We start from the raw sequence: 21,961 nt of genomic DNA, 5'->3' as shown, positions 1-21,961 counted from the left end.
GAGGAATTATCATGATCGACCGGAGACAATTTTTAACGGCAACAGCGGCGGTGGCGGGGATGAGCCTGCTGCCCCTCAAATCCATGGCGGCGGGCGGCATCAAGTTCGGCTCTGTCCTCGATACATCCGGCGCGTTCGATGCCTATGGCAAGCCGATGGATATGGCGATGCGCCTTGCCATTGCCGAGATCAATGCGAACGGCGGGCTGAACGGGGAGCAGATCGAGATCGTCTCCTACGACACCCAGTCGGACATGGCGCTCTACACCCAGTATGCGCAGCAGCTGACGCGGCAGGACAAGGTGGATGTGGTGCATGGCGGCATTCTCTCCGCCTCGCGCGAGGCGATCCGCCAGATCATGAAGAAATCCAACACGCTCTACTTTTACAACGTTCTCTATGAGGGCGGGGTGTGCGATCGCAACACCTTTGTCAATGGCGTCACGCCCGCCCAGCAGGTCGAGGTGCTGATCCCTTACGCGATGAAGAAGGCGGGGAAGAAGGTCTATGTCCTCGCGGCCGACTATAACTACGGCCAGATCACCGCGAAATGGATCGAGAAATATGTCGCAGATAACGGCGGCGAGACCGTGGCCGTCGATTTCTTCCCGCTCGATGTCTCCGATTTCGGTTCGACCATCGCGAAGATCCAGACGGCGGCGCCCGATCTTGTCGTTGCGCCGCTTGTCGGCGGGGCGCATCTCTCCTTCTTCCGCCAGTGGGCGGCGACGGGGATGAACAAGAAAATCCCGCTTGCCTCGCCGACCCTCGGCGCCGGCAACGAGCACAAGATCCTGACCGCCGAGGAAGGCGACGGGATCATGGTCGCCTACAGCTACTCGCAGGAGCTGGAGACGCCGGAGAATATCGCCTTCAAGGAAAAATGGGCGAAGGCCTATGGTGATCCCGGCACCATCAACGAGTTTGCCGTCAATAACTATCAGGGCATCATGATCTGGGCCGAAGGCGTGCGAAAGGCGGGTTCCACCAAGCATGACGATGTGGTCGCCGCGCTGGAGACCGGCATCTCGATCACCGGCCCCGCCGGTGTCGTCACAGTCGATCCGAAAACCCATCACACTATCCTCGATGTGCATGTGATGGAGCTTGAGGGGCAGAAGATGAAGGTGATCGAAACCTTCAACCAGCGCCCGCCGATCGATACGCAGGCCGTCTGCGATCTTGCGGCGAACCCTGATGACAACACGCAGTATGAAATCAAATTCTGACGGCGCTGGCGGGCGGGGCGGCCTCCGGGCTGCCCCCTCGCAGGGACGGCGCGCCCGCCCCCGTTGAAGGGAGACATCATGGATCTCGCGGCAGTCATTATTGTTGAGACCGTCTATATCATCGCAAGCCTCATCCTGATCAGCGCCGGCCTTGCCATCGTGTTCGGCATGATGAAGGTCATCAACCTCGCGCATGGCGAATTTATGATGATGGGCGGCTATGCGGCGATCACGGCCGTCAATCTCGGCGTCAATATTTATGTCGCTATCCTGATCATCGCGCCGCTCGTGGTCGGGCTTATCGGGCTCATCGTCGAGCGGCTGGTGATCCGCCATCTCTATGGCCGGCTGATCGATACCATGCTCGCGACCTGGGGGCTCAGCCTCTTCTTCATCGGGCTGGTGACGATGATCTTCGGCAATACGACGACGGGGATCTCGACGCCGATTGCCGGCTTCCCCGTCGGCGACTACCAGATCAACGGCTATAACTTTTTCATCATTGTCGTCACTGCGGTCCTGATGCTGGCGATTTATCTGGTGCTTATGGGCTCGCGGGCGGGCCTGATCGCCCGCGGCACGATGCTGCGCGCCTATATGGCCGAGGGCATCGGCCATATCGGCGCGCTGCATCTATATGACGACCTTCTTTATCGGCTCGGCCATCTCCGGCCTGGCCGGGGCCGTACTTGCGCCGCTGGTCGGGCTCGGGCCCTCCTCGGGCGGCGTCTATATCGCGAAAGCCTTCATCACCGTGATCGCGGGCGGCCCCTCCGTCATCACCGGGCTGATCAGCAGCGGCACGGTCTTCGGCGCGGTCAACCAGCTGTTCACCTTCGCCCTCTCGCCCGTGGTCGGCGAGGTGGCGCTGCTCGTCTCCGCCGTCATCCTGCTCCGCCTGCTGCCGCAGGGGATCACGGCGCGCTTCTTCCGGGGAAAAATGTAATGCGTGAGGTTACGGTGCAGCGTTTCTTCATCTCGCTTGGCGTCGCGGCGGCGCTGATGCTCCTCTTGCCGCAGCTTTTCGACAGCTTCGTGCTGACCGCCCTTCTCATCTACGGCATGCTGGCGATGAGCCTCGGCCTCGTCTGGGGCTTTGGCGGCATTCTCTGTTTTGGGCAGGCTGCCTTCTTCGGCCTTGGCGCCTATGCTTACGCCATCTCCGCGATCAATATCGGCGAGAGCACGGTCCCGATGCTGATCGCCATCCTGGTCCCGGCGCTCTTTGCCGCGGTGCTGGGGGCGATGATGTTCTACGGCCGGCTTGGCGACGTCTATCTCGGCGTTATCACGCTCGTCGTCACCCTCATTCTCTTCAAATTCATGAACTCGACCGCCGGGCCCGACTATGTGATCGGCAAGGCGCGGCTTGGCGGCTTTAACGGCATTCCGGGGTTCCAGACGCTGAACGTGCCGGGCTTCCCAAGTCAGTATATCTATGGCGACAGCCTCTATTATGTCACTTTCATTCTGCTGGTCGTGGTCTACTGGCTGGTCAACTGGCTGCTGCAAAGCCCGTTCGGGCGCGTCGCCATCGCGATCCGCGAGAATGAGCAGCGCGCCTCCCTCATGGGTTATGACGTGCGGGCGCGGAAAACTGTCCTTTTCGCCATCGGCGGCGCCATCGCGGGCCTCGCCGGCGCGCTTTTCGCAAGCTGGGCGGAGATTGTGACGCCCGGGCTTTTCAGCCTCGGCCAGTCGGCGGAGATTATCATCTGGTGCATCGTCGGCGGGCTCGGCACGCGGCTTGGGCCGATCCTCGGCGCGGCGGGGCTTGCCTATCTCAAATTCCTGCTCGGCCAGCAGACGCTGATCGACAACAGCATTATCATGGGGCTGATTCTCGTCCTCTTCGTGCTGTTCCTGCCGAAAGGGCTCGTCCCCGCTATTCGGGATCTCTGGGAGGCGAGCGTTGGCAAGCGCCGCCGCCGCCCGCGGCAAAGGCGGGGAGGGGCAATCGCCAATGGTTGAGACGGTTCTTGAGACGGCGGCGCTGACCATGCGCTTTGGCGGCGTGACGGCGTGCGAGGCTGTGAATTTCAAGCTGAAAGCGCGCGAGCTTCGCTGCCTGATTGGCCCGAACGGCGCGGGCAAAAGCACCTTCTTCAAATGCCTGACCGGGCTGCTCCGCCCAACCAGCGGTCATGTGGTGATGCGGGGCGAGGAGACGACGAACTGGCAGAGCCATGATATCGCCTCGCTCGGCGTCGGCATCAAGACGCAGGTGCCAAGCGTACTCGATGGCGTCTCGGTGGAGGAGAATATCTGGCTCGCCGCGCGGCGGTTTTTCCCATCCCCGGTCGCCAGCAGCAAGACCCGCCAGATGATCGAGAGGCTGTCGCTCGGCGATATCGCGAAAAGCGATGTCGGGCGCCTTGCCCATGGCGAGCGCCAGCGGGTCGAGCTTGGCATCGTCGCCGTTGGCGATCCCTGGCTCGTGCTGCTCGATGAACCCGCTGCCGGCATGACGTCCGAGGAGGTCGGGCGGATGACGGACATCATCCGCGACATGCTGCAAACCGCCGCCGTCATCATTGTCGAGCATGACATGCAGTTCATCCGCTCCATCGCCACCGATGTCACGGTCTTTCATCAGGGCCGCATCCTGCTGGAGGGGCATGTCGACAAGGTGATGAATGATGAGACGGTGCGCAACGTCTATCTTGGGAAGAAGGCTTGAACCATGGCGGAAGAAGACCGGTTGTTTCAACTGACGGGCGTCGCGAGCGGTTATGGCAAGGTGCCGGTGCTGCATGGCGTCGACCTTGAGGTGCAGGCGGGCGAAATTGTCGGCATCCTCGGCCATAACGGCATGGGGAAATCGACGCTGCTGAAAACCTCGATGGGCTTTCTTCCCGTCGATGCGGGCAGTATCCGCTATCGCGGCACCGATATCACCCGCTTCTCGCCGCATGAGCGGGCCCGGCTCGGCATCGCCTATGTGCCGCAAGGGCGCGGCATTTTCCCGCAGCTTTCGGTGCGCGAAAATCTCCGCTTCGCCTATATGGATAACGGGCAGGGGGATGAGGCGGAGAGCATGGCGCGCATCCTGACCGAATTCCCGAGACTCGAGCGGCTGCTGGACCGCGACGGCGGCGCGCTCTCGGGCGGGGAGCAGCAGCTTCTTGCGCTCGCCCGCAGCCTGATGTCGGATCCGGAGTTTCTGCTGCTCGATGAGCCGACCGAGGGGATCCAGCCCTCGATCATCGAGGAGATTGCCGAGACCCTTCTGCAGCTTCGCCGCGCGCGCGGTCTTTCCATTCTGCTGGTCGAGCAGAATTTCGACTTTATTGCCGACCTGTCGGACCGGGTGCTGGTGCTTGAGCGCGGGCGGATCAGCGGCGAGCTCACGCGTGCCGATCTTCTCGACAAGGCGAAGGTCGACAGTTTCCTCGGCTTTGGCGCGGCGCGATCGACGCGCGCCGCCATCCCCACCCGGACGACTGCCGCAAGCCAGAAGCCCGTCCGTCCGGCGGCATCCGGCAAGATGCCACCCGCCCCGGCGGCGGCGCCCCCCCTCCCTTCATTTTCGGTGATCACGATGACAGTCAAGCGACCCACTCTCTCCCAGATGCGCAATATGGCGGATCGGTTCGGCATGTCCCTAAGCGATGAGGATCTTCGCGAATATTCAGAGATCATGGAACCTTATATCCAGTGCTACGACCGGCTGGATGCGCTGCCCGACTATCTGCCGGAAGTGCGGTATCCGAGGAGCCCTGGCTATCGCCCTTCACCTGCCGAGAACCCGCTCAATGCCTGGTATTACAAGACCAACATCAAGGGCGCGATGGATGGCCCGCTGCGCGACAAGAAAATCGTCCTCAAAGATACCGTCTGCCTCGCCGGGGTGCCGATGATGAACGGCTCCTCCATTATGGAGGGCTATACGCCCGAGATCGACGCGACGATCGTCACCCGCATCCTCGATGCAGGCGCGATTATCGTCGGCAAGTCGCACTGCGAAAATCTCTGCCTCTCGGGCGGCAGCCATACCAACGCGACGGGGCCGGTCCATAACCCGTGGAAGCATGGCTATATGGCAGGCGGCTCGTCGAGCGGCTCGGCCGCCCTCGTTGCGACGGGCGAGGTGGATATGGCGATTGCCGGCGATCAGGGCGGCTCGATCCGCATTCCCTCCTCCAACTGCGGCGTTTACGGGATGAAGCCGACGCATGGCCTCGTGCCCTATTCCGGAGTCATGCCGGTCGAGCAGACCATCGATCATGTCGGGCCGATCACCAATAACGTCGCCGACAACGCCCTCTTCCTCGAAGTGCTGGCGGGCGAGGATGGCCTGGATCCGCGCCAGTATGCGCCGAAGGTTTACCGCTATACCGAAGCCATCGGCAAGGGCTGTCGCGGCCTTCGCATCGGCGTGCTGAAGGAAGGCTTCGGCCGGCCGGAAAGCGAGCCGGATGTCGACGCGAAAGTGCGCGCGGCGGCGGAGCGGTTTGTAAGCCTCGGCGCCATGGTGAGCGAGGTATCGGTGCCCGAGCATTATCTTGCCGGCGATGCCTGGGTCGCCATCACGGTCGAAGGCCTGCAGGATCTGATGATGCATGGCAACACGGCGGGCACGAATTATGCCGGGCTTTACCACCCCTCCATGATCGATCATTTCGCCAACTGGCGGAGCCGCGCCGACGAGCTGTCGCATTCGCTGAAAACCTGCATGTTCATCGGCGAGCATTTCCAGACGCAGTATCGCGGCCGCTATTATGGCAAGGCGCAGAATCTGATGCGCATGGTGCGGCGGAAATATAAGGAGGCGCTGAAGCAGTATGATCTCCTCCTCATGCCGACGCTGCCGATGAAGGCGCAGAAGATCCCGGGGCCGGATGCCACGTTGCAGGAATATGTGACCCGCGCCTTCGAGATGGTCGGCAACACCTCGGCCTTCAACTCGGGGCATTTTCCGGCGATGTCGATCCCCTGCGGCTTGAGCGAGGGGCTGCCCATCGGCATGATGCTTGTCGCCGATGACTATTGCGAGATGACCATCTATCAGGCGGCCCACGCTTTCGAGCAAAGCGGGGACTGGCGGAGCTTTTAAAGGGGAGCGGCGATGTCGATTCTGACGGAAAGCCTTGCGGACCGGATTGCGAAACCCGGAGATGAAACGGCGGAGAAGGGAGCAACCGGCCGTGTCGCGCCGACGGGTAACCGCTCCTACGTCGCGGGGGAGACGCAGCCGCCGCTCAAATATATCACCATCCCGGAAATGTTTCGCGAAACCGTCGCCCGCTTCGGGCCGCGCGATGCGCTGATCTTCCCGGCCGAGGATTTGCGGCTCAGCTATTATGATCTCGACCGCGAGGTGGACGCGCTGGCGTCTGGCCTGCTCGCGCTTGGTCTTGCGAAGGGTGACCGTCTCGGCATCTGGTCGCCGAACCGGCCGGAATGGATCTTCACGCAATATGCGACGGCGCGCATCGGCGTCATTCTCGTCAATATCAACCCCGCCTACCGCCTGTCGGAGCTTGATTATGCGCTCAATAAAGCCGGCTGCAAGGCGCTTATCCTGGCGGAAAAATTCAAATCCTCCGACTATTTCAAGATGATCCGCAGCCTCGCGCCGGAGCTTGAAAATTGCGAGCCCGGACGGCTCAGCGCGGCGAAGCTGCCGTTGCTGAAAATCGTTGTCGGCCTTGGTAAGGATCCGGGACCGGGAATGTTCTCCTTCGATGAAATCCGCCGCCTTGGCGGCCCGGCGCAGCAGCTCCGCCTCGATGGCCTGAGCGCCGACCTCTCGCCCGACGATCCGATCAATATCCAGTTCACCTCCGGCACTACGGGTGCGCCAAAGGGCGCGACGCTCACCCATTACAATATCGTCAACAACGCGGCCAATGTCGTCGACCGGATGAATTTCACGGAGGCCGACCGCCTCTGCATCCCGGTGCCGCTCTATCACTGCTTCGGCATGGTGATGGGCTCGCTCGGCTGCGTCGCGCGCGGCGCCAGCATGGTTTTCCCGGGCGAGGCGTTCGAGGCCGAGGCGACGCTTGCGGCCATCGCAAAGACGCGATGCACCGCGCTTTACGGCGTCCCGACCATGTTCGTCGCCATGGTCGATCATCCGCGGCTGAAAGACTTCGATCTTTCCTGCCTGCGCACCGGCGTGATGGCGGGCGCGCCCTGCCCGATCGAGGTGATGCGGCGGGTCATCGGCGAGATGCATATGCCGGAGGTGACCATCTGCTACGGCATGACGGAAACCTCGCCGGTCTCCTTCCAAAGCCATGTCAATGACCCGATCGAGAAGCGCGTCGCGACCGTCGGCCGGGTGCATCCGCATGTGGAGGTTCGCATCGTCGATGAGGCGGGCCGTGATGTCCCCGTCGGCGAAACGGGCGAGCTTTGGACACGCGGCTATTCGGTGATGCGCGGCTATTGGGAGGATGCGGAGAAAACGGCCGAGGCGGTCGTCTCCGGCGGCTGGATGCGCACAGGAGATCTCGCAATTCTCGACAAAGAGGGGTATTGTCAGATTGTCGGGCGGCTGAAGGATATGATCATTCGCGGCGGGGAGAATATTTATCCGCGGGAGATCGAGGAATTTCTCTTCACCCATCCCGACGTGCAGGAGGTGCAGGTTTTCGGCATCCCCGATGAGCGTTTCGGGGAAGAGGTCGTCGCCTGGATCGTCCAGCGGGAGGGAGGGGCACTGACGGAAGAGGCCGTCAAGGCCTATTGTCAGAACCAGATCGCGCATTACAAGATCCCGAAATATGTCCGGATCGTGCCCGAACTCCCGATGACGGTGACAGGCAAGCCCCAGAAATTCATCATGCGCGATGAAATGATGAAGATGCTGGGACGGGAGAAATAATCGTCGCCGGACCCGCTCCGGCCGGGGGAGGGAGAAGGGAATGGATCTAGCAACAGAGAACCGCGATTACCATGTCGCGAAGACGGGCTATCGGCTGCAGGTTCCGGGGGATTTCAACTTTGCCGTCGATGTGATCGATCGGCGCGCGGCGGAGGCGGACGGCACCGCCGTAATCGCCGTCTCGCGCGATGGCGAAAATATCCGCGAGCTTCCCTATTCCCACTTTTCGGAGCAATCAAGCCGCCTTGCCAATGCGCTGCTAAGCCTCGGCGTCGGCAAGGGGGATTTCGGCGCCCTCGTCATCGGGCGCATCCCGGAATGGTATACCGTGCTTTTCGCCTGCATGAAGATCGGCGCTATTTCCATGCCGGGCACCAATTTGCTGACCGCGAAGGACATCGCCTATCGCGTGCAGGCCTCAAAAGCGCGCTTCATCGTCGTCACGCCCGAGCATTGCGCGAAGTTTGAAGAGGTGCGCCGCCTCTGCCCGACGGTAGAGCATTGCATCGTCGTCGGCGGTAGCTATCCCGGCTGGCTTTCATTCGATGATCTGGTGAGAAACGCACCGCCTGATTTTGCCAACGCTAACGCCCCTGCCACAAAGGCCGATGATATGATGATGGCCTATTTCACCTCCGGCACCACATCGCTCCCCAAGATGGTGCCGCGCGATTTCGCCTATGCGCTCGCCCATGCGGCAACGGCGCTCTTCTGGATGGACCTTCGCGCGGGCGAGGTGCACTGGACGCTGACCGACACCGGCTGGGCGAAGGCGGCCTGGGGGCTCCTCTTCCCGCCGCTTCTTGCCGGGGCGAAGGTCGTTCTCTATGACGGGGAGGGGGCGTTCGATCCCGTCTTCCATCTCCGGCTTCTTGAAAAGCTCCGGGTCTCCACTTTCTGCGCGCCGCCAACCGTTTACCGCCTTTTCGCGCAGCAGGATCTCTCTAGCTATGATTTTTCCGCGCTCCGCCGCTCGCTTGGCGCCGGTGAGCCGCTCAATCCTGAGGTTATCCGCTACTGGCAGAAGCATACCGGCAATGTCATCGCCGATGGCTACGGCCAGACGGAGACCATCAATATCGTTGGCAATTATCCCGGCGTCGAGGTGCGCTATGGCTCCATGGGCCTGCCGGTGCCGGGGTTCGATATCGATATCGTCGATGAGGACGGCAACCGCCTGCCGGCCGGCGAGGTCGGGCATATCGCCGTTGCGACGAACGGCGCGGACTGGCCGCCCGGCCTCTTCAGGGGTTATTTCACGAGCGGAGGCACGCTCGATACCGCGGCGTTCCGGAACGGCTGGTACTACACCGGCGATACCGCGCGGCGTGATGCGGACGGCTATTTCTGGTTTGAAGGGCGTGCCGATGACCTGATCAGCTCGGGCGCCTATCGCATCAGCCCGTTCGAGGTCGAAAGCGCGCTCCTTGAGCATCCCGAGGTGGTGGAGAGCGCGGTGATCGGCATTCCCGATGAGATGCGCGGGCAGATTGTGAAAGCCTTCATAATCCTGAAAGATCCGGCGAGGGCGAGCGATGCGCTCGCGACCGAGATCCAGGAATTCTGCAAGCAGCTGACGGCCCCTTACAAATATCCGCGGCGGATCGAGTTTGTGACGAGCCTGCCGAAAACCATCTCCGGGAAAATCCGCCGGGTGGAGCTTCGCGAGAGGAGCTGAGCGGACGGGTAGGGGGTGGCAGGCGGCGCGCTCAGGCGTCCGTCTCGCTCTCACGGGCGGTGCTGCTATCCGGCGGTGCGGGCGGGATGCGGTAGCTGATGTCAGTGTCCCATGATGGGCCGCTCGTGCGCCGCCATGTCCCTGTTATCTGATGGTCAAAGAACTCGATATGGCCGTGACGCGCGAAGAATTCCATACAGAGCTGCCGTTGCTTTTCCTTGTGTCGGGTCAATGCTCCCAGCCCCAATCTATGATTGTATGAGTTTGTGCAATATATCAGGATATGCTGAAGTACTAGCAACTATGGCGTATATTTCAATAAAGAAATACTAAAATTCGTGTCAGTTTGCGCGCCGCAAGATGTGCGCATCAACGCTTTCCTCACGGGAGAAGATATGAGATAGTGAGCGCATGGCCGAAACATTGAGCATTCCCGCAGGATCGTCGAAGGACGAGATGTACCGCGCGCTGCTTCCGCAGATCGCCGCGGTGATCGAGGGTGTCGCGGATCCGATTGCCAATATGGCGAATATCGCCGCCATCCTGAAAGAGGCGTTTGATTTTTACTGGGTCGGCTTTTATCGCACCACCGCGCCCGAAAATCTCGTTCTCGGTCCGTTTCAGGGGCCGCTTGCCTGCGTTGCCATCCCCTTCTCAAAAGGCGTCTGCGGCGCGGCGGCGCGCAAGCAGCAAACCATCATCGTGCCCGATGTCGACAAATTCCCGGGCCATATCGCCTGCAGCAGCCTGTCGCGCTCGGAAATCGTCGTGCCGCTCGTTGCGGGGGGTGCGACGCAGCTTGTCCTCGATGTCGACAGCGACCGGCTCGATGCATTTGACGAGACCGACAAACTCTATCTTGAGGAGATCGTCGGGCTTCTCCGCCGCGAGAATTTCGAAGCCGCCTGACGCGCATCGCCCCGCGCGGCTTCCGTGCCCTTTTCTCGCCGTCTTTCCGCTTCTTTCCCCATCGCCCATTGAGCGCGGTGCCGCCGTCACGCCTTCTGCGCGATTTTGAGGGCTGCATGCGCGGCGCGCCGCGCGCATTTCGCGCCAACATCTCCGGGAGGATAAAAACGCCGCACGGCAAATTGTATACAATACTGATATTCTGTACGCGATAAGGGGCGGGCGACGGGCGGGGAGGGCGGAAGGATGCCCCGCACGCGCCCCCTGTCGCGGCGCTAATCTGCGCCCGAAGGGCGGGCTTTGGGCGGGAAATGCTGATTCGGCCCCGGAAGTTGCCCGGCTTGGCGATGGATTGGCGGCGGGACGGGAGAGGGGCCGGGCGCATTGCCGGTGAAAATGGCCAGAAAGGCTGGAAAATGCGGCTTTGGCGTTCGGCGTCAGGCCCGGGGCGGAGCGGGTTTCTGTAAGTCGGCTGCGGAGCATGCCCCTCCCTGCGCGGGGCGCCGGCGAGGCACGGGCGCTGACCGCGCGCGCCGCTCCGTGCCGCCCTGCGCTCCAGCCGCAGAAAACAGCGGTTTGCGACACCGCCGGCCGCTTTCTCCGAGGCGAAAATTTTTTTGTATACAAAAAGATATAAATCTGCTTAATCTGTATACAATATTAAAAAACACAATGGGAAGGGTTGCTATGAGTGATAAGCGTAAGCTCGATATTACCGATTATTATCATATAAATTCCAGCGAAATTGAGCCCGAAGTCATTTCCGCCGTCGAAGGCGTGGAAGAGCAGGGGCATGTCACCGTCAAGAAGATGATGGTGGGCGAAGAAATTCTCCTTCTTGAAGTGCGGCGCAAGAAGGGTCTGATCGATCCGGTCCACAAGCATATGGATCATGAATCCATGGGCTACCTGATCAGCGGCAAGCTGCGCCTGATCATCGGCGGCAAGGACTTCATCGCGACGCCCGGCTCGTCCTGGGTGCATCCGGTCGGGGTCGATCACTACAGCGAAGCGCTCGAGGACTGCCTGCAGATCGAGATCAAGTCACCGCCGAAGAAAACCTGGGTCTGAGCCCGCTCCGACCTGCGCGAACGCGTCACTGCCGAGGGTGTTCATTTGAAGAAGTTTACTGCCACAGTATCGACAGTTTTTGCCTGGGCCGGCGGGGCGCTAATTCTGCTGTGCTCAATCCTTGTCTCACTCGACGTCCTGACCCGGAAATTGCTCGGCTGGACGTATTTTGAAAGTTTTGAGCTCAGCACCTATGCCTTCGCGATTGCCGTCTCGCTCGGCTGCGCCTACGCGCTGATCAGCAAATCGCATATCCGCATCGAAGTTCTCTATCGCCTGCTGCCCGACATTGTGCAGCGGGTGCTGGATCTGGTGTCCATCCTCGGCCTGCTGGTCGGGGCCACCGTCCTTGTCTGGTATGCCTGGTCGGCCTTCGACAGCAGCCTTATTCTCGGCGCCCGCTCCAACACGCCGCTTTCGGTGCCGCTCGTCATTCCGCAGGGGCTCTGGCTGATCGGGCTGGTCTGGTTCGCCCTCTCGGCGGCGTTCCTCTTCCTCCGGGCGCTCATCCATTTCTTCACCGGCCGGCATGACGAGATTATCGAGGATATCGGCATCGCCAGCATGGAAGAGGAAATCGAGGCCAGTACCGACCTTCAGACCGACGTACGCGTCAAAAGCAAGAATGCGGAGATCGGGTAAATGTATATCGTATCAGTCACACTTCTTCTCCTCCTTGTCGGCAGCGCGATGTATGTCGCGGCGGCGCTCGGTATTCTGGGCTTCACCCTGTCGGAGATGTATTCCTCCTATCCGCTGCTGCGCGGCATCGGCGAGCTGACCTGGGGCGCGAGCACGGATTTTGTCCTTCTCGCGGTGCCGATGTTCGTGATGATGGGCGAGCTGCTGCTCCGCTCCGGCGTCACCGAGGCGATGTACAGAGCCTTCGATAAATGGCTCGGGCATATTCCGGGCGGCCTGATGCACGCCAATATCGCCGCCTGCGCGATGTTCTCGGCGACGTCGGGATCGAGCGTTGCGACGGCGGCCACCATCGGCACGGTCTCCATTCCGAATATGCGGACGTTCAACTACAGCCCGCCGCTCTTTCTTGGCAGTATCGCCGCCGGCGGCACGCTCGGGATCCTGATTCCGCCGAGCATCAATATGATCCTGTACGGCGTGCTCTCCGATACGTCGGTTGCCGACCTCTATCTTGCGGCCTTTATTCCGGGCGCCCTGCTCGCCGGCCTGTTCTTCCTCACGATCTGGGCAATCTGCTGGTTCCAGCCGAGCCTGAGTGGCGGCATCGAAAAAGCGCCGCTTGAGGAGAGGATTTCCACCCTCATCCACCTCGTGCCGCCGATGCTGCTTTTCATGATCGTCGTCGGTTCCATCTATCTCGGCTGGGCAACCCCGACCGAGGCCGCGGCGCTGGGTGTTGTCGCCTCGCTCCTCTATGCCCTTGCCGGACGGAAGCTCACCTTCCAGGGGCTGCTTCGCGCGTTTGAGGGCACGGTGCGCACCACCTCGATGGTCATGCTGATCGTCATCGCGGCGCTCTTCGTCAACTTCGTCTTCTCGACCATCGGCTTCACCTCCGCGCTGGTCGGGGTGGTGAATGCGCTCGACTGGTCGCCGGTCTATGTGATGCTGGCGATTGTCGCGATTTACCTGCTGCTCGGCTGTTTCGTGGAAACGCTGACGCTGATGATCGCAACGACGCCGATCGTTGTCCCGATCATCATCAATCTGGGATACGACCCTGTCTGGTTCGGAGTTGTCTTCGTCATGCTGATCGAAGCGGCGCTGATTACCCCGCCGATCGGAATGAACCTCTTTGTGGTCCAGTCGGTGCGCGGATCCGGACCATTCCGCGACGTGATCGTCGGGTCGCTGCCGTTCCTTATCATGATCATGCTCGCGATTCTCCTGCTGATCGGCTTCCCCGACCTCGCGTTGTGGCTGCCGAGCGTTTTCGCGGGAGTGAAATAGTCATGATGTCTGTAACCGAAGAAAATCTGTAATCCACCGCAATAAGTAACAAGGGAGAGAGAAAATGTATGTGAGACTACTTTCTGCGACCGTCGGAGCGCTGGCACTTTGCAGCGTCGCCGTCGCCGCACAGGCTGAAGACTATCCGAAGACAACGGTCAACGTCGTCGGCAACCTCGGCATCACGACCCAGTATAACGAGCTGGAAAAGCCGTTCTGGACCGAAGTTCTGCCGGCCGCCACAAACGGCGCTGTCAGCGGCGAGATCAAGCCGTGGAACGAAATGGGCATGAAGGGTCCGGAGGTTATCCGCCTCCTGAAGCAGGGCCTCTTTGATGTCGGCACGACGCAGCTCGGCTTCATGGCGGGCGATGCACCGATCAACGACGCGACCGACCTTGCCGGTCTCTCGCCGACGATCGAGCAGTTCCATGACGTCACAAATGCCTTCCGCCCGGTGCTCGCGAAATATTATGAGGACACCCTCGGCGTGCATATGCTCGGCCTCTGGTCGTTCCAGGCACAGGTTCTCTACTGCCGCGACGAGCTGAAGGGTCTCGCCGATCTGAAGGGGCGCAAGATCCGCGCGTCCGGCCTTTCCCAGTCCGACTTCCTCGAATATTTCGGCGCCTCCGGTATCTCGATGGCATTCGGTGAAGTGCAGCAGTCGCTGCAGAACGGCGTCATCGACTGTGCGATCACCGGCACGCTCGGCGGCTACAAGGCGAAATGGAACGAGTCGGCCAAATATCTCTATCCGCTGCCGATCAACTGGGGCAGCGCTGTCCAGGCCGCCAACATGACCTTCTGGAAGAAGCTCGATCCGAAAGTCCAGAAAGTGATCGAAGACGGCGTCGCCAAGCTCCAGGAAGATATCTTTGAGCAGAACCGCCGCGAAAACGAGATGGGCATCGCCTGCAACACCGGCATTGGTGAGTGCCCGGAAGGTCCGCCCTCCAACATGATCCTGGTTGAAGTCACCGACGAGGATCTGGCGCTGCGTGAAAAGGCGCTGAAGGAAATGGTTCTGCCGCGCTGGGCGGAACGCTGCGGGGCGGAGTGCGTGACGCAGTGGAACGCGACCGTCGGCCCGATTGCCGGCCTGGAAGCTCCGATCAAGAAGTAATCTGTCAGCAGTTTACCCAAACCTTACAACAACGGGAGATTCCGAATGACGACCTCCAAATGGCAAGTAAAAGAAGAGCTGGAGTTGAGTAAAGACAGCCTTCTGGCCCTACTGAACAACGAAATTCCGGCCATTCGCATCAAGAATTTTGCGACCCGGGAGGAATGTGCTTCTTTCGCGGCCGCCGTGGAAAAGGCCGGGCTGAAATATTACAGCGTGGCGCGGCGGATCGGCTATATCGGCATGGCGCAGTATGAGTATCGCTGGGGCCGTCCGAAAGAGGACTATTTCGCCGACGTTCGGGAGGCCAACAAGCGCCAGCGGGCCGTCTTTTCGGAATCTTTCGATGTTGTGCAGCGGGTCATCGACGTGGTCGGCCCGCACACCGAAAACGGCATCTGCGTCGCCCATGAAGGCGGCCATGAATATTACGCCGGGATCATCCGGCAGGCGTCGGAGGGGGTCGATCTGCATGCCGATTTCGCGCCCTTCAACTCGCCGACCTACGCGATCCGCCATATCACCTCGCAGCTCGGCTGGAACTTCTATGCCGAACAGCTCGTCGAAGGCGGGCTGACCACCGTGCATAACGCGCCGTGGGACCCGGTGATGGAAGGCGACGTGCCGCCGCAGAGCTACGACCTCCCGCGCGAGGTGGTGGCCGGGGCGGAAACCTATACCTTCTCGCCGGACATGGGCGATGTGGTGATTTTCAACACCCGCAATCCGCATGAGATCAGCGGCGGCGTGGCGGCGGAGGGACGCAACCGCATCTCCATCGGCGCCTTCATCGGCCGCATGCCGAACAAAGAACTGTTCATGTGGTCATGAGGAGGCGGGCATGACGGATTCCCTAGGTTGGCGCAAAAAATTCGCTGTTCTCATTCCCTCCACCAACACCTCGGTGCAGCCGGAGTTCGACGCGATGCGCCCGCCCGGCATCACCAACCATATCAGCCGGATCCAGATCCCGAACATCCCGCTGAATAACGACGCCGATTTCAACCGCCTGATCGAACTGATCCAGGAGGCGCAGATGGCGGCGGTCGACAGCGTGATGTCGTCCGAGCCCGACCGGCTGGTTCTCGGTATCTCGGCCGAGACCTTCTGGGATGGCCTCGCCGCGAGCCGGGAGCTGAAGGCGAGCCTTGAGAAACATACCGGGCTCGACGTCTCCATGGGATCGGACGCCTGCATCGCCGCGCTCAACCTGTTCGGCGCGAAAAAGCTTGGCGTCGTGACGCCCTACCAGCCGGTCGGCGACAAGAACGTCGTGCGCTTCTTCGAGCAGGCGGGCTTCGAGGTGGTCAATCTGAAGGGCCTCAAATGCGAAAGCCCCGTGCATATCGCGCATGTCTCGGAGATGGAACTCTGCCGCGCGATCCGCGAAGTTGACGGCCCCGATGTCGATGCGGTTGTCCAGGTCGGCACCAACCTTGCGATGGCGCGGCTCGCCGGTTTTGCGGAGATCTGGCTGGAGAAGCCGGTCATCGCGATCAACACGGCAATTTACTGGCATGCCCTGCGCGCCAGCGGTATTGAGGATCGGGTGGACGGCTGGGGAAGCCTGTTGCTTCATCACTGAGCGTCCGAATTTGAGGAGATTGATGCATGAGCAGTACAGGTGAAAGAGCCTATGCCGCTATTCGCGAGGGGATCATCAAGGGCGTTCACGCGCCCGCGGCGAGACTTCGCGAAGAGCATCTGGCCGAGACGCTGGGGGTCAGCCGCACGCCCATTCGCGACGCGCTGAAACGCCTCGCGCTCGAGGGGCTGGTTGTGCTTGAGCCCAATCAGGGCGCCTTCGTCGCCTCCTGGTCGGCCGAGGATCTCGACGATATCTTCAAGATCCGCTCGCTGATCGAATGCGAAGCGGCGGGGCTGGCGACGCTGCGCCTCACCAATGATGAAATCGACGAGCTGCGCGCGCTCGCCGACCAGATGCTGGCCTGCGCCAACAAGCGGAGCGCCGGCTTCCTCGATGAGATCACGCAGCTCAACCAGAAGTTCCACAGCAAGATCATTCGCGCGGCCGGCAACGACCGGATCACCCAGATTCTCGGCAAGGCGATCGAACTGCCCGTCGTGCACCGCACCTTCCGCCGCTACCGGGAGGATGAGCTGTTTCGCAGCCTCGGCCACCACCGCGAGCTGGTCGCAGCCTTCGCCGCCCGCGACAAGCGCTGGGCAGAGGCGGTGATGCTCTGCCACATCCTGGCGGCGCGCAATTCGCTGCTCTCCAGCGTGAGCGCAAATGGCACCGTCAGCGAAGATGCGGTGCAGGGAACAAAAATCGCAAGCTGAGCCGCCGCCTTCACTGAAGGCAGACGCAGGGCAGCAGAGAACGGGCAAGGGAAAGAACCGTGATTGTCGAAGAACGCATTTATACAATTCATCCCGGCAAGATGGGGCCGTTTCTTGAGCTTTATGGAAGCGAAGGGGTCGCGATCATCCAGCCCATTCTTGGCAACCTGATCGGCTATTTCACGAGCGAGATCGGCGAGCTCAATCAGGCGGTCCATCTCTGGGGCTATGAGTCGTTCGCCGCGCGCGAAAGGCGACGGGCGGAGCTGAACGGGAACAAGGAATGGCTCGCGTTCGTTCCCAAAGTGCTGCCTTTTATCGCGCGCATGGAGAACCGTATCCTGGTGCCGACGGCTTTCTCTCCCCTTCGGTAAGATATCTGAGGGGCGCATTTTGCACTGTTGAGGACACAAATGACACAGAATCTGGTTGAAAATTACATCGGGGCGGGGTTTCGGCAGAAACTCGGATATGGCCGGAAATCCGCATTGCTGTTCGTTGACTTTGTTGCGGCCTATTTCGAGCCCTCATCGCCGCTTTATGCGCCGCCCGCGGTGGATGCCCTCGCCTCCGGCGTCCGTCTGCTGGAGGCCGGCCGCGCCGCCGGGGTGCCGGTTTTCTTCACCCGCGTCGTCTATCACAAGGGCGGCCATGACGGCGGCGTGTTCTATCGCAAGATCAAGGCGCTGTCGGTATTCGATGAAGGCTCTCCCCTCGGTGCCTTTGCCCCCGGCATGGACCCCAAGGAGGGTGAGGTTGTCGTCACCAAACAATATGCGAGCGCCTTTTTCGGCACCTCGCTTGTCGCCTCTCTCACCTCCCGCGGGGTGGATACCGTCATCATCGCGGGTCTGACGACAAGCGGCTGCATCCGCGCCTCCGCCGTTGATGCGCTGCAATACGGCTTCATTCCTGTCGTTGTCCGTGATGCGGTGGCCGATCGCGATGCGGCGCCGCATGAAGCCAATCTCTTCGATCTGGAAGGGAAGTATGCGGATACGGTTTCCGAAGAGAATGCATTGACATATCTGCGGGGGCTCGCCCCCGCCGCTGCCAATCAAACCGTCTGAACACAACAATCAAATAATATCGGGTATTGATAATGTCCAACTCCACAACACCGCTCCACAGCCGCATCCGCAATGGCGAACTGATCGTCGCGCCCGGCGTGTTTGATATGATTTCGGCAAAGCTGGCCAATGACCTCGGCTTCAAGGCGCTTTATATGACCGGATACGGGACGGTTGCCTCCTATCTCGGGCTGCCGGACGCCGGCCTTGCCACCTATTCCGATATGGTCAATCGCGTCGGCCAGTTCGTCGCCTGCACCAGCACGCCGCTGATCGCCGATGGCGATACGGGCTATGGCGGGCTGCTCAACGTGCGTCATACCGTGCAGGGCTATGAGAAGGCGGGCGCCGCCGTGATCCAGCTCGAAGATCAGGAATTTCCGAAGAAATGCGGCCATACGCCGGGCCGCAGCGTCATTCCGATCGAAGATATGGTGCGCAAGATCAAGGTCGCCTCGGAAAGCCGCGCCTCGAAAGATTTCCTGATTATCGCCCGCACCGATGCGCGCAGCAGCCTCGGCCTCGATGAAGCGCTCCGCCGCGGCGAAGCCTATCAGAAGGCGGGGGCCGATATTCTCTTCATCGAATCGCCGGAAAGCGTTGAGGAGATGGAGAAAATCGGCCGCACCTTCGATGCGCCGCTGGTCGCCAACATGGTGGAGGGGGGCCGGACGCCGATTTTGAGCGCCGATCATCTCCATCAGCTCGGCTTCCAGATCGTGATTTTCCCGGCGACCGGCTTCCTTGCCATGGGCGCGGCGCTTCGCAAGGCTTATGCACAGCTCAAATCGACCGATGTGCCGAGCGAGGGAAATATCGAGTTGTATGATTTCGGAGAATTTTCGAAACTGATGGGATTCGAGGATGTCTGGGCGTTCGATCGGAAATACGCCGAGTAGCCCGCCGGCGCGCAGCTGCGCCATCCGCATCCTGTCTGGAATTTAACAAGGGGAAGAAGATCATGGATAATACCAGCAATTCGGCAACGATCAGCGTCGATCCACTGGGACGGGGACCGGCGAATTATGTCTCGCTCAGTCCGCTGAGTTTCCTCCCCCGCGCCGCGGATGTGTATCCCGACCGCCTCTCCGTCGTGCACGGGGCGCGGCGCTATACCTGGCGGGAAAGCTATGAGCGCTGCCGCCGCCTCGCCAGTGCGCTGAGGCGGGCCGGCGTTGGCAAGGGCGATACCGTCGCGCTGATGGCGCCGAATATTCCGGAAGCCTTTGAGTGTCACTTCGGCGTGCCGATGGCCGGCGCGATCCTGAATGCGCTCAACACCCGCCTCGATGCCGCGACGATTGCCTTCATTCTCGAGCATGGCGCCTCGAAAGTGCTGATTACCGACAAGGAATTCTCGCCCGTCATCAAGGACGCGCTCAGCCAGATGAAGGTGAAGCCGCGCGTCATCGATATCGACGATGCGCTGGCGACAGGCGGCGAGCTGCTCGGCGAGAGCGATTATGAAGCCTTCCTTGAGGGCGGCGATCCGGCCTTTGACTGGGAGCTGCCGGGCGATGAATGGGACGCCATCTCCCTCAACTACACCTCCGGCACCACCGGCAATCCGAAGGGCGTGCTTTACCACCACCGCGGCGCCTATCTCAACGCGATGGGCAATGCGCTCGCCTGGAATATGGGATCGCACCCGGTCTATCTCTGGACGCTGCCGATGTTCCACTGCAACGGCTGGTGCTTCCCCTGGACCATCACCATGATGGCGGGGACGCATGTCTGCCTGCGCGCCGTCGAGCCCGGGGCGATTTTCACCGCCATCCGCGATCACGGCGTCACGCATATGTGCGGCGCGCCGATCGTCATGGTGATGATGCTGAACGCGGGCGCCGATGTCCATGCGAAGAAAGATCCGAACCACCCTGTCAAGATGATGACGGCCGGCGCTGCCCCGCCCGCCAAGGTCATCGAGGCGATGGAGCAGCTCGGTTTCGATATCACCCATGTCTATGGCCTGACCGAGGTTTACGGCCCCGTCACCCTCTGCGCCTGGCATGAGGAATGGGACGCGCTTCCGGCGTCCGAGCGCGCCGCGATCAAGGCGCGCCAGGGCGTCCGCTCCCCGGTGCTTGAGGATCTCGCGGTCGTGAAACAGGGCACGCTCGATCCCGTCACCCCCGACGGCGAGATGATGGGCGAAATCCTGATGCGCGGCAACGTCGTGATGAAGGGCTACCTCAAAAACGAGCCGGCGACCAATGAGGCCTTCGAGGGCGGCTGGTTCCACACCGGCGATCTCGGCGTCATGCACCCCGATGGCTATATCGAGGTGAAGGACCGCTCGAAGGACATCATCATCTCGGGCGGTGAGAATATCTCGACGATCGAGGTCGAAGGCGTGCTCTATCAGCATCCCGCCGTTCTGGAGGCCGCCGTGGTTGCGCGGCCCGATGAGAAATGGGGCGAGACGCCGTGCGCCTTCATCACGCTGAAGCCCGGCGCGAGCGCGACGGAGGAGGAGATCATCGCCTTCTGCCGCGAGCGCATGGCCCGCTACAAGGCGCCGAAAACGGTGATTTTCGACGCGCTGCCGAAAACCTCGACCGGCAAGATCCAGAAGTTCGAGCTGCGCAGCCGCGCCCAATCCCTCGGCTGAACGGGACGAGATACGCCCGGCCGTGCCGCCCACCCGGCGGCGCGGCGACGCGGCGCGTCCCGCGACAGGGGCGCCCGTGATATATATATGAATGGAGAAGTCTGGGGCGGCGGATCCTTTCGATTAGCGGAAAGACAGCACAAAGGGGCCCTTTCATAACCCGCAAGTCAAATTGTGTGGAGAAGCCGCTATTATCGCATATTATGTATTCCTAATCAAGCAAAATCGCTCATTCCGCGGGCGCGGAAGGGGGCAGGCGGAGGTCCTCTCCGCCGCCGCTTAAATCAGCCCTGCGCGCCGGGGCGGCGATCCGCAGAGGTCGCGGCCCCGTCCGCTGGCTCCCCGCTCAGTGCAGCGGGCAGGCGCTGCAGTCGTCGTGGAAGTGCGGGCAGAGGGACGCGGTGTCGGTATCGCAGAAATGGCAGAGCGCGTAGCAGTCGCGCATGCGGATCATGTCATCGTCGATATTGATGCCGAGCGCCTTGATCTGTTTCAGCGCGCGCGAGAAGGTCTCGGGCGTCATACCGAGATAATTGGCGATCACCTGCTTGCGAAACGGCAGGCGGAACTCGAGATCGTCGTGTCCGCTCTCAAGATGCTTCTCAAGGAAATAATAGCCGACGCGCTGCAACGGCGATTTGATGTTGATGGCGTCGATCTGGTAAATGGCGTTTTTATAGTGGCGCGTCACAATCCGAAGGATATTGACCGCAAACTGCGCATCCGAGAGGACATGCGCCTTGACGATCCGCTCGGGGATCATCAGCAGGGTGCAGTCGCTCAATGTCTGGACCGAAATGGGCGAGCGGCCACCCATGAACAGCACCGCCTCCATACAGGTATCGCCCGGCTCAAGCAGCCGGATGGTCGCTTCCTGCCCATCTTCGCCGAGGCGCAGCGTCTTGACCGATCCCTTGACGACGAGATAGAGCCCGAGCGGCCGGTCGCCCTGCTGCACCAGCAGCTTCGCCGTCTCATGCTCCTGCAACACTGAATAGGCGAGGATTTCCTGCAAACACGCTTCGCTCAGGCCGTCGAACAGTTGAGGCCTTTTGGTCTCCATGAAGCTATGTGGCAGGGCAGTCATAACATCCGGGGCCCCTCGGTTTATGGTCGGTAGGCGCTTGATTCTGATCAAGTCCGCGTCGCGGTACGTCTGCCATAGTAGCGAAAAGAAGCGAGATTAGAAAGCC

At 61.2% G+C, this 21,961-nt stretch carries 20 protein-coding genes and 1 pseudogene; 19 read left to right on the top strand and 2 right to left on the bottom strand.

Going from position 1 to position 21,961, the window contains the following annotated elements:
• Nucleotides 1-11: 11 nt before the first annotated feature.
• The 7 genes and pseudogenes from V7Z56_RS11760 (at nt 12) to V7Z56_RS11735 (ending at nt 9,742) form a co-directional block, all read left to right on the top strand.
• Nucleotides 12-1,229 (top strand): urea ABC transporter substrate-binding protein, encoded by a 1,218-nt coding sequence (locus V7Z56_RS11760; RefSeq protein WP_334129669.1) that lies wholly within the window; start codon nt 12-14, stop codon nt 1,227-1,229.
• A 78-nt stretch (nt 1,230-1,307) separates the two neighbouring features.
• Nucleotides 1,308-2,175 (top strand): annotated as a pseudogene (locus V7Z56_RS15710) (ABC transporter permease subunit).
• Nucleotides 2,175-3,200, top strand: a complete 1,026-nt coding sequence (locus V7Z56_RS15705; RefSeq protein WP_443023798.1) for a branched-chain amino acid ABC transporter permease — start codon at nt 2,175-2,177, stop codon at nt 3,198-3,200. Before V7Z56_RS15710 ends, V7Z56_RS15705 begins: the two are co-directional and overlap by 1 nt.
• The gene (locus tag V7Z56_RS11750) at nt 3,193-3,909 is read left to right on the top strand and encodes an ATP-binding cassette domain-containing protein (RefSeq protein WP_334129667.1); all 717 of its coding nucleotides are present in this window, start codon (nt 3,193-3,195) and stop codon (nt 3,907-3,909) included. The genes V7Z56_RS15705 and V7Z56_RS11750 overlap by 8 nt, the downstream gene beginning before the upstream one ends.
• 3 nt (nt 3,910-3,912) lie before the next feature.
• The gene (locus tag V7Z56_RS11745) at nt 3,913-6,285 is read left to right on the top strand and encodes an amidase (RefSeq protein WP_334129666.1); all 2,373 of its coding nucleotides are present in this window, start codon (nt 3,913-3,915) and stop codon (nt 6,283-6,285) included.
• Between the two features lie 12 nt (nt 6,286-6,297).
• Entirely contained in the window at nt 6,298-8,064 is a 1,767-nt protein-coding gene (locus V7Z56_RS11740) for an AMP-binding protein (protein ID WP_334129665.1), read from the top strand.
• 40 nt (nt 8,065-8,104) lie between these two features.
• Entirely contained in the window at nt 8,105-9,742 is a 1,638-nt protein-coding gene (locus V7Z56_RS11735; RefSeq protein ID WP_334129664.1) for an acyl-CoA synthetase, read from the top strand.
• Nucleotides 9,743-9,773: 31 nt separating this feature from the next.
• Here the strand turns inward: V7Z56_RS11735 and V7Z56_RS11730 are convergent, their stop codons facing one another.
• Nucleotides 9,774-9,938, bottom strand: coding sequence for a hypothetical protein (locus V7Z56_RS11730; protein WP_334129663.1), 165 nt, complete (start codon nt 9,936-9,938; stop codon nt 9,774-9,776).
• Between the two features lie 215 nt (nt 9,939-10,153).
• On the opposite strand from V7Z56_RS11730, the gene V7Z56_RS11725 reads away from it, so the two are divergent.
• The 12 genes from V7Z56_RS11725 (at nt 10,154) to V7Z56_RS11670 (ending at nt 20,768) form a co-directional block, all read left to right on the top strand.
• Entirely contained in the window at nt 10,154-10,651 is a 498-nt protein-coding gene (locus V7Z56_RS11725) for a GAF domain-containing protein (RefSeq protein WP_334129661.1), read from the top strand.
• Nucleotides 10,652-11,338: 687 nt separating this feature from the next.
• On the top strand, nt 11,339-11,722 hold the full coding sequence (locus V7Z56_RS11720) for a cupin domain-containing protein (RefSeq protein WP_334129660.1): 384 nt from the start codon (nt 11,339-11,341) through the stop codon (nt 11,720-11,722).
• A 45-nt stretch (nt 11,723-11,767) separates the two neighbouring features.
• Nucleotides 11,768-12,364, top strand: a complete 597-nt coding sequence (locus V7Z56_RS11715) for a TRAP transporter small permease subunit (RefSeq protein WP_334129659.1) — start codon at nt 11,768-11,770, stop codon at nt 12,362-12,364.
• The gene (locus tag V7Z56_RS11710) at nt 12,365-13,657 is read left to right on the top strand and encodes a TRAP transporter large permease (protein ID WP_334129658.1); all 1,293 of its coding nucleotides are present in this window, start codon (nt 12,365-12,367) and stop codon (nt 13,655-13,657) included. It abuts the gene before it with no gap.
• Nucleotides 13,658-13,727: 70 nt separating this feature from the next.
• Complete coding sequence (locus tag V7Z56_RS11705) at nt 13,728-14,783, top strand: TRAP transporter substrate-binding protein (protein ID WP_334129657.1); 1,056 nt, start codon at nt 13,728-13,730, stop codon at nt 14,781-14,783.
• 45 nt (nt 14,784-14,828) lie between these two features.
• Nucleotides 14,829-15,614, top strand: a complete 786-nt coding sequence (locus V7Z56_RS11700) for a 2OG-Fe(II)-dependent halogenase WelO5 family protein (protein WP_334129655.1) — start codon at nt 14,829-14,831, stop codon at nt 15,612-15,614.
• 10 nt (nt 15,615-15,624) lie between these two features.
• Complete coding sequence (locus V7Z56_RS11695) at nt 15,625-16,368, top strand: maleate cis-trans isomerase family protein (protein WP_334129653.1); 744 nt, start codon at nt 15,625-15,627, stop codon at nt 16,366-16,368.
• Between the two features lie 26 nt (nt 16,369-16,394).
• Complete coding sequence (locus V7Z56_RS11690; protein ID WP_334129652.1) at nt 16,395-17,087, top strand: GntR family transcriptional regulator; 693 nt, start codon at nt 16,395-16,397, stop codon at nt 17,085-17,087.
• A gap of 59 nt (nt 17,088-17,146) precedes the next feature.
• Nucleotides 17,147-17,461, top strand: a complete 315-nt coding sequence (locus V7Z56_RS11685; protein ID WP_334129651.1) for an NIPSNAP family protein — start codon at nt 17,147-17,149, stop codon at nt 17,459-17,461.
• A gap of 39 nt (nt 17,462-17,500) precedes the next feature.
• Nucleotides 17,501-18,157 (top strand): isochorismatase family protein, encoded by a 657-nt coding sequence (locus V7Z56_RS11680; RefSeq protein WP_334129650.1) that lies wholly within the window; start codon nt 17,501-17,503, stop codon nt 18,155-18,157.
• A gap of 32 nt (nt 18,158-18,189) precedes the next feature.
• Nucleotides 18,190-19,056, top strand: a complete 867-nt coding sequence (locus V7Z56_RS11675) for an isocitrate lyase/PEP mutase family protein (protein WP_334129649.1) — start codon at nt 18,190-18,192, stop codon at nt 19,054-19,056.
• 62 nt (nt 19,057-19,118) lie between these two features.
• Nucleotides 19,119-20,768, top strand: a complete 1,650-nt coding sequence (locus tag V7Z56_RS11670) for an acyl-CoA synthetase (RefSeq protein ID WP_334129648.1) — start codon at nt 19,119-19,121, stop codon at nt 20,766-20,768.
• A gap of 346 nt (nt 20,769-21,114) precedes the next feature.
• Here the strand turns inward: V7Z56_RS11670 and V7Z56_RS11665 are convergent, their stop codons facing one another.
• The gene (locus V7Z56_RS11665) at nt 21,115-21,855 is read right to left on the bottom strand and encodes a Crp/Fnr family transcriptional regulator (RefSeq protein ID WP_334129647.1); all 741 of its coding nucleotides are present in this window, start codon (nt 21,853-21,855) and stop codon (nt 21,115-21,117) included.
• Nucleotides 21,856-21,961: the final 106 nt, after the last annotated feature.

Origin of the sequence: Sneathiella sp., assembly GCF_036844445.1 — a bacterium.
In the GTDB taxonomy this organism is placed as follows: Bacteria; Pseudomonadota; Alphaproteobacteria; order Sneathiellales; family Sneathiellaceae; genus Sneathiella.
Note: the sequence above shows the minus strand (reverse complement) of the source record. Positions and strands in the feature narration are given on the sequence as shown.

Coding starts and splice junctions, on each gene's coding strand:
- V7Z56_RS11760 (WP_334129669.1), top strand. CDS start 12: ATGATCGACCGGAGACAATTTTTAACGGCAACAGCGGCGGTGGCGGGG.
- V7Z56_RS15705 (WP_443023798.1), top strand. CDS start 2,175: ATGCGTGAGGTTACGGTGCAGCGTTTCTTCATCTCGCTTGGCGTCGCG.
- V7Z56_RS11750 (WP_334129667.1), top strand. CDS start 3,193: ATGGTTGAGACGGTTCTTGAGACGGCGGCGCTGACCATGCGCTTTGGC.
- V7Z56_RS11745 (WP_334129666.1), top strand. CDS start 3,913: ATGGCGGAAGAAGACCGGTTGTTTCAACTGACGGGCGTCGCGAGCGGT.
- V7Z56_RS11740 (WP_334129665.1), top strand. CDS start 6,298: ATGTCGATTCTGACGGAAAGCCTTGCGGACCGGATTGCGAAACCCGGA.
- V7Z56_RS11735 (WP_334129664.1), top strand. CDS start 8,105: ATGGATCTAGCAACAGAGAACCGCGATTACCATGTCGCGAAGACGGGC.
- V7Z56_RS11730 (WP_334129663.1), bottom strand. CDS start 9,938: ATGGAATTCTTCGCGCGTCACGGCCATATCGAGTTCTTTGACCATCAG.
- V7Z56_RS11725 (WP_334129661.1), top strand. CDS start 10,154: ATGGCCGAAACATTGAGCATTCCCGCAGGATCGTCGAAGGACGAGATG.
- V7Z56_RS11720 (WP_334129660.1), top strand. CDS start 11,339: ATGAGTGATAAGCGTAAGCTCGATATTACCGATTATTATCATATAAAT.
- V7Z56_RS11710 (WP_334129658.1), top strand. CDS start 12,365: ATGTATATCGTATCAGTCACACTTCTTCTCCTCCTTGTCGGCAGCGCG.
- V7Z56_RS11700 (WP_334129655.1), top strand. CDS start 14,829: ATGACGACCTCCAAATGGCAAGTAAAAGAAGAGCTGGAGTTGAGTAAA.
- V7Z56_RS11695 (WP_334129653.1), top strand. CDS start 15,625: ATGACGGATTCCCTAGGTTGGCGCAAAAAATTCGCTGTTCTCATTCCC.
- V7Z56_RS11690 (WP_334129652.1), top strand. CDS start 16,395: ATGAGCAGTACAGGTGAAAGAGCCTATGCCGCTATTCGCGAGGGGATC.
- V7Z56_RS11680 (WP_334129650.1), top strand. CDS start 17,501: ATGACACAGAATCTGGTTGAAAATTACATCGGGGCGGGGTTTCGGCAG.
- V7Z56_RS11675 (WP_334129649.1), top strand. CDS start 18,190: ATGTCCAACTCCACAACACCGCTCCACAGCCGCATCCGCAATGGCGAA.
- V7Z56_RS11670 (WP_334129648.1), top strand. CDS start 19,119: ATGGATAATACCAGCAATTCGGCAACGATCAGCGTCGATCCACTGGGA.
- V7Z56_RS11665 (WP_334129647.1), bottom strand. CDS start 21,855: ATGACTGCCCTGCCACATAGCTTCATGGAGACCAAAAGGCCTCAACTG.